This is a genomic window from Microbulbifer echini (genome assembly GCF_041447225.1).
GTDB classification, from domain to species: Bacteria; Pseudomonadota; Gammaproteobacteria; order Pseudomonadales; family Cellvibrionaceae; genus Microbulbifer; species Microbulbifer echini.
This window is the reverse complement of record NZ_JBGMEL010000012.1, coordinates 84,378-96,710: the sequence shown is the minus strand read 5'-3', so window position 1 is coordinate 96,710 and position 12,333 is coordinate 84,378. Positions and strand designations below refer to the sequence as shown.

Below are 12,333 nucleotides of genomic sequence, written 5' to 3'. Positions count from 1 at the left end.
CTCCCCGGATAGGAGAGTAAACTTTCACTACACATCTGCATCATTGACTCTACCCGTTAAACCACCCAGCTTCAGGGTTCGTGGCCACTTCGCCTCCAGACTAAGGCTTATAGGATGTTTCTGTTCGTCAGCTCGTAGTTTACTAGCGGCTTCCTCCCCACAAGACATCACGGTATTGCAGTTGCCATTCGCTAGTAGTTAGCATTTAATAGAATCCATTAAATGGCGATTTTCCTACAGGGTACTTCCGTCCCATTAGTCCGCGCCCATACTGGACGTACCAAAGCGCACAATCTGACGACTTTGCCGCCGGCTCGTTAGGCAATCACGTCATCAACAATATAACAAGGAAAAAATAGTGATATTGGAAACTACACTAACTAGACATGAAGCTATGTCTAAATTTAGGGAGCAACATCGGATAGCTAAACCGGTTGTTTATCTAAAGCAACTTGATAAACGAATGATTTATCGAATGGGAAAAAATGATACTACAAGAATAACTAGATTAAGGCATCATGAAGATAGCCGCCCAATGAAGAGTGTTAATAAAAGAACGGGGATTGAAACCTCGAAGAGGAATGAAATAATCACCTTCAAAGAAAACGATGAGCTTTATGTATTAGAAAAATCAGGTGGTGTCTCTTTATTTGATGCTATGAGCCCAAAACTTAAAATGGGAAAAAATGACTGTTGGTATTATGTGCCAAAGAATGTCGTTATACCAGAGGGAATTCTTATCGCCAAGGATGTTGAGCCTGACGCACATGGGCATTTTCACTATGCCTTCCAGCCTGCATACAGCATGAAATTATCAGAATTCACTGATAAACTAAGTGAAATCGGAACACAGATGAGAAAGGTATGAGTGAGTTAAGAGAATTATCTTATAAAGAAATATCATATATCCGATCAGCCTTGGAAGGCTATATTGGTCTTTTGAAGCTAGATATTGAATCTGAAGAAACAGATGATGATGAAAGAATGGATCTTCAAGAAGATTTACTGTTTTATGAAAAACTTCTGTATACCTTTCAGAAATCTGAGAAGCAATCTGTGGATTTAAAACAAATTCAATCTATCGCTATCAAAAAAAGGTAGCGCTTCGCATTTAGTTTCCCCACCTAAATCGGATAGCCGGTAGTTTCTAGCTACCGGCCCCCACACCACCCATCGTGCGGGTCCGCAATGGGCGGCTCCCGATCCATAATGAATCTCTACCCAACGATAGTATCGAGCAGCTCTTCATTTGAGCTGAGTGTCATGACAGTGCGCCACCTCAACTTTATACGACTGGAAACATATTAGGCTACCCCTGTCTTTTAACTCGTGGATTTAGGTTCAGGTCTTCACCCTGTCCAAGGTATTCATCTTGGCATTAGGCTACTATGCCGTCGGCTGACTTCTGTTTAACCACCTTGGTCATTACTGACCGAGGCGCTGCTATGTCCCACCATTTTTGTTTACCCCACGATGGTGGCTAGTGGGTTGGGCCTACTTATGAGTCAGCGGCCACACTAACAGCTTCACAGCAGCAAGCTAAACAGATCTCCCTAGATAAGAACGTGAACTTTCACTACACAACTGCATCATTGACTCTATCCGTTAGATCACCCGGCTTCGGTGCCCCTGGCTACCTCGCCTCCAGGCTAACTCTTATGAGATGTTTCTGTTCGCCAGCTCGCAGTTTTGCTAGCGGCTTCCCCCCACAAGACCTTACGGTATTGCAGTTGCCATTCGCTAGTAGTTCGCATTTAATGGCGTCCATTAAACGGTGATCTTCCTACAGAGGACTTTCACCCATTAGTCCGCGTCCATGCTTGGCGTACCAAATAAAGGCACCGGACGTGGTAAAGCTGCGTCGGTGCTTTAAGTGTTAGCTATGTCAGGGGAGTGAAGCGGATGTTCACAATCAACAACTTGGTGAATTTTGTATACGGCGTAAGCATCTCTGTGGGTTTAGCCGTAGGCTATAGTTTTAACAGCCTTGAGAATTTACAAGCCCATAAACTACTGAATCTTACTGGGCTACTGTACGATATAATTTCTGTATCAATATTGTCATACGCTATTCTTGCTCCTAGAGAGATTCAATATCATATAGCCCATAAACTTTCACTATTTATAATAGTTTTTTCGGGCGTATTTCCTGCAGCTCTAACTGGCGGTTACATTATGGCTTTCATGATCGTAAATATTGGTGCAGAAGATGCTAATAGTCTATTTGACTCGAACTCTTTCAATGCCATCAAATACTACTTGTACGTATATGTAGCAGTAACAATAATTCCTATTACATGGTTGTTTGGTAGCCTTGTATTCGAGCCAGTAGCTGGTGTTTCATACACGCCCGAAAAACGTCTAAAGATACTTGGTGTCGTTTTTTTACTAATTGGATTTGTTCTTCAAATTTTTGGATCTTTTTTTGATATTTACACTGATGCATGAAAACATAGCTAAATCGGGTAGCCGATAGTTTCTAGCTACCGGCTACTCTTCATTTGAGTTGAGTGACATAGCAGAGAACCAACTCAACTTTATCCGACTGGAAATATATCAGTAAGCTGCCCAGTCTTTTAACTCATAAATTTACGTTCAGGCCTCCATCGTGTCCAAGTTATTAATCTTGGCATTTGGCCACTATGCCGTCGGCTAACTTCTGTTTAATCACCTTGATCATTACTGACCGAGGCGCTGCTATGCCCCACCACTTTTGTCCACCCCACGATGGTAGCTAGCAGGGTGGGCCTACTTTTGAATCAGCGGCCACACAGACAGCTTCAAGCTAAACAGATCTCCCCAGATAAGAACGTGAACTTTCACTACACAGCTGCATCATTGACTCTACCCGTTAGATCACACGGCTTCGCTGTCCCTAGCCACCTCCCCTCCAGGCTAAGCCTTATAGGATGTTTCTGTACGTCAGCTCGTAGTTTTGCTAGCAACTTCCTCCCCACAAACCTCACGGTATTGCAGTTGCCATTCGCTAGTAGTTAGCATTTAATGGCGCCCATTAAACGGTGATCTTCCTACACAGGACTTTCACCCTAATTAGTCCACACCCATGTTGGGCTCATCAAGTAAAGGCACCCGATGTCAAAACCGCTGCTTCGCTCTGGTTTTGCCACAGATGCTTTAGGCGTTAGAGGTAAGGAGTTTCAAATGAGAGCCATTTTATTAATAACCGTTCTTTTTCTTGGTGCTTGCGAAGTATCCACTTCAAAGAATTATACTATTCAAGTTGAGGGAGGTCAGAATCATGAGGAGAACCTCAAGGCCGCCCCTGTCATAGCTAACCTTGTCTGGAATGGCAATTTACATCATCAAATTCAAAAAGAAGTTGTAGAGCTCCAAGATCAAGATTTAAGTAAATTTTTAGGTCTTCGCTACAAAAATGTGTCTTTTAGTTCTGGTGAAAAAGGCGTATTTATTCAATGCATATTTAAATCTTCATTCAATGACGAGGTGGGCGATAAAGTAATTGAGATTTGTAGAAAAGAAGTGGAAGCTCAAATTGCTGACCACTTCACTTCTAATAAGTTAAATCATTCGGACGCCACTGTCGCGACGCCCGGTGTTTGAGACGTTATGACTTGACCAATGATACAATTTATTAAAACCAAAGACTTGGATAAATCTGCAAAACTTACTCTTGCCAACATGCAGGAGTACTATGGCATGTATGGCGTTGACTGGACTTTATCAGATGTACGCAGTGCAATTGAAAATCTTGAGAATTATGATGTAGTGAATGATGATGGAGTTTTTGGGATTGTTAGACTCTCATTTGAAAACAATCGCTGTCAACTACGAGATATTCAAATTGTATCTAATCAACAAAACAATGGGTTAGGCGCTTTAGTTATCTCTAAAGTAACCGAGCTTGCAAGGCAAAAAAATCTAGGGTTCATTGATCTACGAGTATTTAAACGTAGTCCAGCATATAGACTTTATGGTCGCCTAGGGTTTTTCACAGAAAATGAAGATGATAAATTTTACCAAATGACGCTTACAGTCATATAAACCGGGTAGCCGGTAGTTTCTAGCCACCGGCCCCCACACCCGCCATCGTGCGGGTCTGCAATGGGCGGTTCCTATCCGTAATCTCTGCCCAACGATAGTGTCGAGCAGCGCTTCACTTGAGTTGAGTTGAGTTGAGTTGAGTTGAGTGTCATGGCAGTGCGCTACTTCTGAATCAACGGCCACACCGACAACTTCACAGCAACAAGCTAAACAGATCTGCTCAGATAAGATCGTGAACTTTCACTACATAACGGTATTATTGACTCTACCCGTTAGATCACCCGGCTTCGGTGTCCTTGGCCACCTAGCCTCCAGGCCAAGCCATATAAGATGCTTCTGTTCATCAGCTCGTAGCTTTACTAGCCGCTTCCCCCTACAAGACCTCGCAGTATTGCAGTTGCCATTCGCGAATAGTTAGCATTTAATGGCACCCATTAAATGGTGATCTTCCTACAGGGGACTTTCACCCCATTAGTCCACGCCCATGCTGGGCCTACCAGGGCCATCAACCATTGCCAGCAAAGCTGCCTGGACCTCCACACTGTGTGCTCCGGCCGGTTATGACGGCGTTAAGGCTACAATGAATATTCGAGAATCTATCCAGTCTCAATTTTCCGGAAAAGCTTTCGAAAGACCTTTGTTCTATATCCACGAAGGAGGTCTTCGTTTTGAGCTCTCCTTAGGTGGAGATTGGCTCGATCAATTTGACTTAGCATTACGTAAATCTCACGAGATATGTGAAGAAGTGTTCGATAAAGAGATTGTTGCCTGTTACCGTATCTTTAGTGACAAACCCCTAGTTTCTTCTATCTCCACTTTTCGTGAACTTAGAGATATTGGATTATTTCCCGAGAAAGAGAAAGAGCACTGGCTTGAGCATGTAGCGGTAGATGAAGGCTGTATTGAGGGGGAAAGTGAAGATTACTGGCATACAATTGCGATAAAGCTACCCAAATCAAGTCTGAAGAAGCTACTTTGGTGTAGCATGGCGCAAGGCTTAGGCATCAAGCCATGTCCGCTAGTAAACATCTACCTCTTTGAACTAACTAAAGGAGTTGAAGTTTGGCCTTATGATGTTCGAGGCATGGACATTATTGGCAACAAGGCCATACTGTCTCAGCTATACAAGAAATTTAACTCATACCTTCTCGACTACGATGGAGAGATGATGGACACCAATTTTGGCTAATGCCTTAGTAGCTTCTAACTACCGACCCTTACACTATCCGTAATAAATCTCTACCCAACGATAATCTCGAGCAGGTCTTCATTTGAGTTGAGTATCATGGCAGCGCACTACCTAAACTTTATCCGACTGAAAACACATCGGTAGGCTAGCTCTGTCTTTTAACCCGTGGATTTTAGGTTCAGGCCTTCATCCTGTCCAAGGTATTCATCTTGACATTTGGCTAATATGCCGTCTGCTGACTTCAGCTTAATCACCTCGGCCATTACTGACCGAGGCGCTGCTGTGTTCCACCACTTATTTTCTATCCCCGCGATGGTGGCTAGCGAGTTGGGACTATTTATGAGTCAGCGGCCACGCTGACAGCTTCACAGCAGCAAGCTAAACAGATCTCCCCAGATAATAACGTGAACTTTCACTGCACAGCTGCATCATTGACCCTACCCGTTAGATCACATGGCTTCGGTGTCTTTGGCCACCTCACCTCCAGGCTAGGCCTTGTATGATATTTCTGTACGTCAGCTCGTAGCTTTGCTAGCGGCTTCCTCCCCACAAGGCCTCGCGGTATTGTAGTTGCCATTCGCTAGTAGTTAGCATTTAATGGGCCCCATTAGTTCCCGCCCATACTGGGAGAACCAAGCAGCAGCACGTTAGCCAAGCAAAAAAACGGGCAGGAAGGCCTACACGTCGCTTCGCTCTGTTTCGGCCACCCGTGTGCTGGGTGAATGTGTAAATATAGTTAAGACACCTTTTTCGTGATGGTGATAACGAAAATAGGTAATAGCAATCACCTAAAAAGAGTCATATTTAGTATGAGTACAGGTACGGTAAAGTGGTTCAATGGTGACAAAGGTTTTGGTTTTATTACTCCGGATGATGGAAGCAAAGATCTATTTGTTCACCATTCAGAAATTCAAATGAGTGGTTTCAAATCTCTGGAGGAGGGGCAAAAAGTAGAATATGTTGTGGGGCAAGGCCAAAAAGGGCCGTGCGCCAACAATGTAAAGTCGCTGTAAGATAGTTAACAGCATAAATCGGGTAGCCGGTAGTTTCTAGCTACCGGCCCCCACACCACCCATCGTGCGGGTCCGCAATGGGAGGTTCCCTACCCTTTATACATATCTACCCAACGATAGTATCGAACAGCTCTTCATTTGGGCTGAGTGTCATGGCAGTGGGATACCTCAACTTTATCCAACCGGAAACATATCGGCAGGCTAACCCTGTCTTACAACTCGTGGATTTAGGTTCAGGTCTTCACCCTGTCCAAGGTGTTAGTCTTGGCATTTGGCTGCTATGCCGTCGGCTGAATTCAGCTTAATCACCTCGGCCATTACTGACCGAGGCGCTGCTATGTCTCACCATTTTTGTCTACCCCACGATGGTGGCTAATGGGTTGGGCCTACTTATAAGTCAGCAGCCACGCTGACAGCTTCACAGCAGCAAGCTAAATAGATCTCCCCAGATAAGAACGTAAACTTTCACTACACAGCTGCATCATTGACCCTACCCGTTAGATCATATGGCTTCGGTGACCTTGGCCACCTCGCCTTCAGGCTATGCCACATAGGATGTTTCTGTCCGTAAACTCGTAGCTTTGCTAGCCGCTTCCTCCCCACAAGATCTCACGGTATTGCAGTTGCCATTCGCAGGTAGTTAGCATTTAATGGCGCCCATTAAACGATGATCTTCCTACACGGGACTTTCACCCCATTAGTTCACGTCCATGCTGGGCGTACCAAATTTAGGCAAGCGGACAAATTACTACGCCTTCGATTCCGTAATTTGCCGTTGCTAAAGGAATTATGTGGGGCTAAGTCGAGGTCTTATTGAGAGATGTGGAGTAATTGACATTAGCTTAAAGAATCATCCTGACACTCACTGTAGTGATACGACAAATTTACCAGATACAATAAGTTGTTTTTATGCAGCCTTTTAACACTCAATTTACCTTATCTAGAAATTACCTTGCCGAATGCTATGATCAGTCTCTACCCTATGGGAAAAACGTTAAGCCCAATTATCTTCTTCCTACATTATTATTATCTTCTGGTGCGGGATTACTGTTATTTACTGAGCAACCTAAGATCGCAAGTTGCATGTTAATTGCATTAGGCGTGCTGGAACTGATTCACATTCGATTTCGACGAGCTTGGTGGTTAGCACGGCAGATGCTTGGGAAAAGTGCCGGTAGTGAAGTGAAATTAACCATAGATAAGGATGGAATCCAAACACAGAATTCTTATACGATAACAGCTCTGTTGTGGGCAGATATCGAGCGTATTATTGAAACCGATTTAGGGCTTATTTTGGTGGCCAAATCTGGGGGGCAGCAGTACTTGTCTAAATCGTTATTACCTGCTGAATTAATTAACGAGATAGTTACCAAGATTAAGGGTAAACATTGATTTCAATAAAAATTAAAATCGTGCCTACAATACAGATAATACAATACATAACAAGTTGCCCAAACGCGACGACCCTACAGGGCCGCCGCTTGGCAAGGCGTTAAATGCGCACAAGGAAGACGAAATGCAGTTCATCCGAAGAATAAAACGAAATAGAGCGATAAAATCGTACTTGCGGAAATTGCCTAGGTTACTAGCGAAAGATTATGGGAAATCTAAAAGGTATCGCCCAAAACAAGTAAGGGCTACGATTGAGAGGTCAGGGCTCTCAATTATTTATACCTGTTACGCGATTTCAATTTTTTGCTCAAAGAAGGAATTTGATGCATATCATCATCAAATTGGTGAGGTGTGTGATTACGGTGCAATGCGTGGAGAAGTAGGAAATCTTCATTTTTACGTAAATGCAAACTTTAGTAGTAACGATGTTGTATCTGTTGGCTCTGACTTTGGTGGCGGTTCACATGGTATGGATGGCGGCGGCACAGATTGAGGCATTTAAATCGGGTAACCGGTAGTTTTTAGCTACCGACCCCCACACCGCCCATCAGCGAGTCCACAATGTGCGACACCCTATCCGTTATGAATCTCTGCCCAACGATAGTATCGAGCATCTCTACATTTGAGTTGAGTGTCATGGCAGTGCGCTACCTCAACTTTATCGGACTGGAAACATATCGGTAGGCTAGTCCTGTCTTTTAACTCGTGGATTTAGGGTTCAGACCTTCGCCGTTTCCAAGGTATTAATCTTGGCATTTGGCTAGTATACCGTCGGCTAACTTCTATTTAATCATCTTGGTCATTACTGACCGAGGCGCTGCTGTGTTCCACCACTTTTTACTCTACCCCCACGATGGTGGCTAGCGGAGTGATCCTACCCATCAACAACGGACACACCACTAAGATAAACAAATCTCCTCAGATGAGAACGTGAACTTTCACTACACAATCGAATCATTTACCCTACCCGTTAGATCACCCGGCTCCGGTGTCCTTAGCCACCTCGTCTCCAGGCTAAGCCTTATAGGATGTTCCTATTCTTCAGCTCGTAGTTTTACTAGCAGCTTCCTCCCCACAAGACCTCACGGTGTTGCAGTTGCCATTCGCTAGTAGTTAGCATTTAATGGCGCCCATTAAACGGTGATCTTCCTACAGGGGACTTTCACCCCATTAGTTCACGCCCACGTCGGGCGTACCAAGTTGCTCAAGTACACTCCGTTCCGCTTCCACGAGACAGCCTACATTGAATTTCAGCTGCCTATTAGCAAGGGTTTAGAGTACACAAGGATAAGTATGATTACTCGGAATACAATAAAATTCAAAGTAACTGAATTACCGATTTCTGATGTTGTTACAAAATTTGGCGGTCAGCCCAATTGGCTTGAGGAAGCTCAATGGCCAATAAGCTCTGAAATGGATTCTCCCATGCGCTTTATTTGTCAGATCAAACTTACAAATGATCTATTTCCAGGCTGTGAGGGAAAAATGGCCTATATCTTCATGACAGATGATGATGAGTACGTTGATGGAACATGGGAACCAGATGGTGGCGAGAATGCAGTAATTATTCAACCGGGTGGTAAGCCTCAAATTAAGGTACGAAATATCACCACTGGACCAACTTTACAGAACTATGTTGAAGTAAAGGGGAAAACTGGTCTTTACCCAATAGACATCGAATTAGCTGTTGATCTTTCAGCCTCAAAAGACCCAGAGTTCATTCCAGAAGCAGAACGCTTAGCCCTAGCTGACGAGGACTATGAAAAATACTGTAATAAACTGGGAGGAAATAAAATTAGTGGGACACCTAGCTTTCTACAAGGTGACGAATTTCCCGGAAATGCGGACGACTGGTCACTTCTTATGCAGCTAGATTCCTGTGCAGTTCCATTTAGTATCAATTTTGGAGACTCCGGTGTTTCATACGCATTCATAAATAAAGAGGGAACGATTGGTAAGTTCCTCTGGCAATGTTGTTGAGCAGCTCAAATCGAGTAGCCGGCAGTTTCTAGTTACCGGCTACTACACCAGCCATCGCGGGGGTGCGTAATAGGCCGCTCCCTATCCATATACTTAACGATAGTCTCGAACTGGTTAAGCCTATATATGAGTCTGTTATCGCCCTGACAGCTTCACCGTAGTAAATTAAACAGACCTCCCCAGTTAAGAGCATGAACTTTCACTACACAACTGCATCTTTGACTCTACCTGTTAGATCACCCGGCTTCGGTATCCCTGACCACCTCGCCTCCAGGCTAAGCTTTATAGAATTTTTCTATTCGCCAGCTCGTAGCTTTGCTAGCGGCTTCCTCCCCACAAGACCTCGCGACATTGCAGTTGCCATTCACTAGTAGTTAGCATTTAATGGAATCCATTAAATAGTGATCCACCTATAGGAGACTTTTACCCCATTAGTCCACGCCCATACTAAGCGTACCAATTCAATCAACTACGTGCCTTTGGCGTCGGACCGGCATACCGCCAGCCGGTTGTTGAGGCATTAGGGCATAAATATGAGGGTATAATGAATAAATTAGCTCGAACAGCAAGCATTGTAATTTCAATATTTCTTTTTCTATATACAACTATAGTATTCGGCAACTCTCTCCCTAAATCGAAAATTCAATCTCAGACACCCGTCTGCAGTGAAAATCGTTCACCATACCGCGACCTGGATTTTTTGGTTGGCCGCTGGGATTTTTTTACGATGGATGGAAAAAAAATCGCTGATCAAGTTTATTCTAAAAAAGAGCAAGGCTGCCTTATCCATGAAGACTGGTCGACATTATTCGGTGGTACTGGGACAGGGATGAATTTTGTGGATCCTGCTACCGGAAAGTGGCGACAAGTATGGATGAGCCCTCGCTATCATATAGATTACTCTGGTGGTTTAGTTGAAAACGGTGATTTTGTATTAGAGGGTCGCATCTATCCGAATAATGGTGAACCTGTATCTGCCATAAGGGGAGTTTATTCACGGCAAGCCGATGGTTCGGTAGTGAAGGAGTTTCTAACGTTCGATGAATCAACCAAAATATGGAAGCGCTTTTTTATAGGCGTAGCTCGTAGGCACTTAGAGAAAGAAGAGTAATGAGAGGGTATTTAATGTCCTAAATCGGGGGGCCGGTGGTTTCTAGCTACCGGCCCCTACGCCACCCATCATACGGGTCCGCAATGGGCGGCTCCTATTAGGTATGAATCTCTACCCAACGATTGTGCCGAGCAGCTCTTCACTTGAGTAGAGTATCATGGCAATGCGCTACTTCTGAGTCAGCGGCCACTCTGACAGCTTCATAGCAGTAAGTTAAACAGATCTCCCCAGATAAGAACGTGAGCTTTCACTACACAACTGCCTCATTGACTCCGCCCGTTAGATCACCCGGCTTCGGTGCCCTTGGTCACCTCGCCTCCAGGCTAAGCCTTATGGGCGTATCAACCCAACCAACTACGCGCCTTCGGCGCCCGACAACTTACACTTCGCAGCGTTGCAGCTGCAAGTTATTGAGGCAGTATGTAAAAACCCAGCCCCTGACCTGTGAGGCCATCGTCGCAATTGAAGATGGCCGCGTTGAGTTCATCCCGAAAACTACGAAAACATGGATTTCTCCTGGATACGCGATATCCAGGACTGGGGTATTTCCCGTCAGCTGTGGTGGGTCCACCACATCCCCGCCTAGTACGACAGCGAAAGCAACCGCAGGAAGAGGCTGTGCGCGAGAAGCATGATCTGGGTGCTATGTGACTTTGTCTGGGTCGAGAACGCCTCCTACGCAGTTAAGAAAGGCGCCCGCCGCACCCTGATCCGCGTACTGGAAACCATTTTGTGCTTGGCGCACCCGCTGATGACCTATATCACCGAGGGAATCTGGCAGCGCGTAAAAACCCTGGCTGGCGCCGAGGGCGAAAACATCAGGCTGCTGCACCACCCGGAGTCCAACGCCAACAAAGTCGATAAAGAGGCGGAAGCGGCCATTGCCTGGTCGAAGCAGGTGATCGAAGGGGTGCGTAATATCCCTAGAGAAATGAATATTTCCCCCGCTAAGAAAATCCCTCTGATTTTACGTGGCGGCTCCTCACGAGATAACGAGTTGCTGAACCAAGCGCAAAGTCTTCTGACCAAACTGGCTAGTCTGGAAAATATCACTTGGCTGGAAGCCGGTGAGAACGCTCCAGCCTCCGCCACCGCCCTGGTGAGCGATATGGAACTGCTGGTACCCATGGCCAGCCTAATCGATGTCAAGGCCGAAAGCGCACGCCTGCAAAAGGAAATCAACAAGCTCGTAAAAGATCTGTCACGGGTCGAGGGCAAACTGAACAATCCAAAGGTTGTCGACAAGGTGCCGACCGACGTCGTTGCCAAAGAAAAAGACAGACTCACAGAAATGAAAAATGCCTAGGATCGCCTGTAGCAACAGTTAGTGGAAATCAGCAATCTGTAACCAAGGTTCATTCCATTAACCGGATGACACCGGAACAGGGGGCTCAACTCCCTGTTCCATCCTGCCAGTTTTTTAGTTTGGCCTGTTTAGCTTCGGCTACTTTTTTCCTTCAGTTTTTTGTCTCGTCCATTTTATCTCAACTCCATACCTAGACCACCAATCTCACTGTCGTTAATTTTTACAGAATCTCCCCTCATAAAAACATAAACCGTAATAAATAAACGGTCCAACGCAAAACTGGCGCAATCTGCCGCAAGGTCTTATAAACAGTAAACGG

13 protein-coding genes are annotated in these 12,333 nt (G+C 45.0%); all 13 read left to right on the top strand.

Annotation, left to right across the window (positions count from 1 at the left end):
• The first annotated feature begins 358 nt into the window (after nt 1-358).
• Nucleotides 359-868, top strand: coding sequence for a Tse2 family ADP-ribosyltransferase toxin (locus tag ACCI51_RS13135; RefSeq protein WP_108732065.1), 510 nt, complete (start codon nt 359-361; stop codon nt 866-868).
• Entirely contained in the window at nt 865-1,101 is a 237-nt protein-coding gene (locus tag ACCI51_RS13130) for a hypothetical protein (RefSeq protein WP_252472607.1), read from the top strand. Before ACCI51_RS13135 ends, ACCI51_RS13130 begins: the two co-directional genes overlap by 4 nt.
• 801 nt (nt 1,102-1,902) lie before the next feature.
• Nucleotides 1,903-2,448, top strand: a complete 546-nt coding sequence (locus ACCI51_RS13125; RefSeq protein WP_371843953.1) for a hypothetical protein — start codon at nt 1,903-1,905, stop codon at nt 2,446-2,448.
• Nucleotides 2,449-3,093: 645 nt separating this feature from the next.
• The gene (locus ACCI51_RS13120) at nt 3,094-3,582 is read left to right on the top strand and encodes a hypothetical protein (RefSeq protein WP_371843951.1); all 489 of its coding nucleotides are present in this window, start codon (nt 3,094-3,096) and stop codon (nt 3,580-3,582) included.
• Between the two features lie 18 nt (nt 3,583-3,600).
• Entirely contained in the window at nt 3,601-4,023 is a 423-nt protein-coding gene (locus ACCI51_RS13115) for a GNAT family N-acetyltransferase (RefSeq protein ID WP_371843950.1), read from the top strand.
• 580 nt (nt 4,024-4,603) lie between these two features.
• Nucleotides 4,604-5,212 carry a DUF3885 domain-containing protein gene (locus tag ACCI51_RS13110; RefSeq protein WP_371843949.1) on the top strand — a complete coding sequence of 203 codons (609 nt, stop codon included), beginning with the start codon at nt 4,604-4,606 and terminating at the stop codon, nt 5,210-5,212.
• Between the two features lie 809 nt (nt 5,213-6,021).
• A complete protein-coding gene (locus ACCI51_RS13105; RefSeq protein ID WP_299581885.1) occupies nt 6,022-6,225 on the top strand; it encodes a cold-shock protein in 204 nt (67 codons plus the stop codon).
• A gap of 909 nt (nt 6,226-7,134) precedes the next feature.
• A complete protein-coding gene (locus tag ACCI51_RS13100) occupies nt 7,135-7,617 on the top strand; it encodes a YcxB family protein (protein ID WP_371843948.1) in 483 nt (160 codons plus the stop codon).
• Between the two features lie 124 nt (nt 7,618-7,741).
• Nucleotides 7,742-8,110, top strand: a complete 369-nt coding sequence (locus ACCI51_RS13095; protein ID WP_371843947.1) for a DUF6559 family protein — start codon at nt 7,742-7,744, stop codon at nt 8,108-8,110.
• An 800-nt stretch (nt 8,111-8,910) separates the two neighbouring features.
• Nucleotides 8,911-9,597: a DUF1963 domain-containing protein gene (locus tag ACCI51_RS13090; RefSeq protein ID WP_371843946.1), complete on the top strand. Its 687-nt coding sequence runs from the start codon at nt 8,911-8,913 to the stop codon at nt 9,595-9,597.
• Nucleotides 9,598-10,141: 544 nt separating this feature from the next.
• Nucleotides 10,142-10,708, top strand: coding sequence for a hypothetical protein (locus tag ACCI51_RS13085; protein WP_371843945.1), 567 nt, complete (start codon nt 10,142-10,144; stop codon nt 10,706-10,708).
• 505 nt (nt 10,709-11,213) lie between these two features.
• A complete protein-coding gene (locus ACCI51_RS13080; protein ID WP_366525550.1) occupies nt 11,214-11,294 on the top strand; it encodes a class I tRNA ligase family protein in 81 nt (26 codons plus the stop codon).
• Between the two features lie 45 nt (nt 11,295-11,339).
• On the top strand, nt 11,340-12,014 hold the full coding sequence (locus ACCI51_RS13075) for a class I tRNA ligase family protein (protein WP_371843944.1): 675 nt from the start codon (nt 11,340-11,342) through the stop codon (nt 12,012-12,014).
• Nucleotides 12,015-12,333 lie beyond the last annotated feature (319 nt).

Coding starts and splice junctions, on each gene's coding strand:
- ACCI51_RS13130 (WP_252472607.1), top strand. CDS start 865: ATGAGTGAGTTAAGAGAATTATCTTATAAAGAAATATCATATATCCGA.
- ACCI51_RS13125 (WP_371843953.1), top strand. CDS start 1,903: ATGTTCACAATCAACAACTTGGTGAATTTTGTATACGGCGTAAGCATC.
- ACCI51_RS13120 (WP_371843951.1), top strand. CDS start 3,094: ATGTCAAAACCGCTGCTTCGCTCTGGTTTTGCCACAGATGCTTTAGGC.
- ACCI51_RS13115 (WP_371843950.1), top strand. CDS start 3,601: ATGATACAATTTATTAAAACCAAAGACTTGGATAAATCTGCAAAACTT.
- ACCI51_RS13110 (WP_371843949.1), top strand. CDS start 4,604: ATGAATATTCGAGAATCTATCCAGTCTCAATTTTCCGGAAAAGCTTTC.
- ACCI51_RS13105 (WP_299581885.1), top strand. CDS start 6,022: ATGAGTACAGGTACGGTAAAGTGGTTCAATGGTGACAAAGGTTTTGGT.
- ACCI51_RS13100 (WP_371843948.1), top strand. CDS start 7,135: ATGCAGCCTTTTAACACTCAATTTACCTTATCTAGAAATTACCTTGCC.
- ACCI51_RS13095 (WP_371843947.1), top strand. CDS start 7,742: ATGCAGTTCATCCGAAGAATAAAACGAAATAGAGCGATAAAATCGTAC.
- ACCI51_RS13090 (WP_371843946.1), top strand. CDS start 8,911: ATGATTACTCGGAATACAATAAAATTCAAAGTAACTGAATTACCGATT.
- ACCI51_RS13085 (WP_371843945.1), top strand. CDS start 10,142: ATGAATAAATTAGCTCGAACAGCAAGCATTGTAATTTCAATATTTCTT.
- ACCI51_RS13080 (WP_366525550.1), top strand. CDS start 11,214: ATGGATTTCTCCTGGATACGCGATATCCAGGACTGGGGTATTTCCCGT.
- ACCI51_RS13075 (WP_371843944.1), top strand. CDS start 11,340: ATGATCTGGGTGCTATGTGACTTTGTCTGGGTCGAGAACGCCTCCTAC.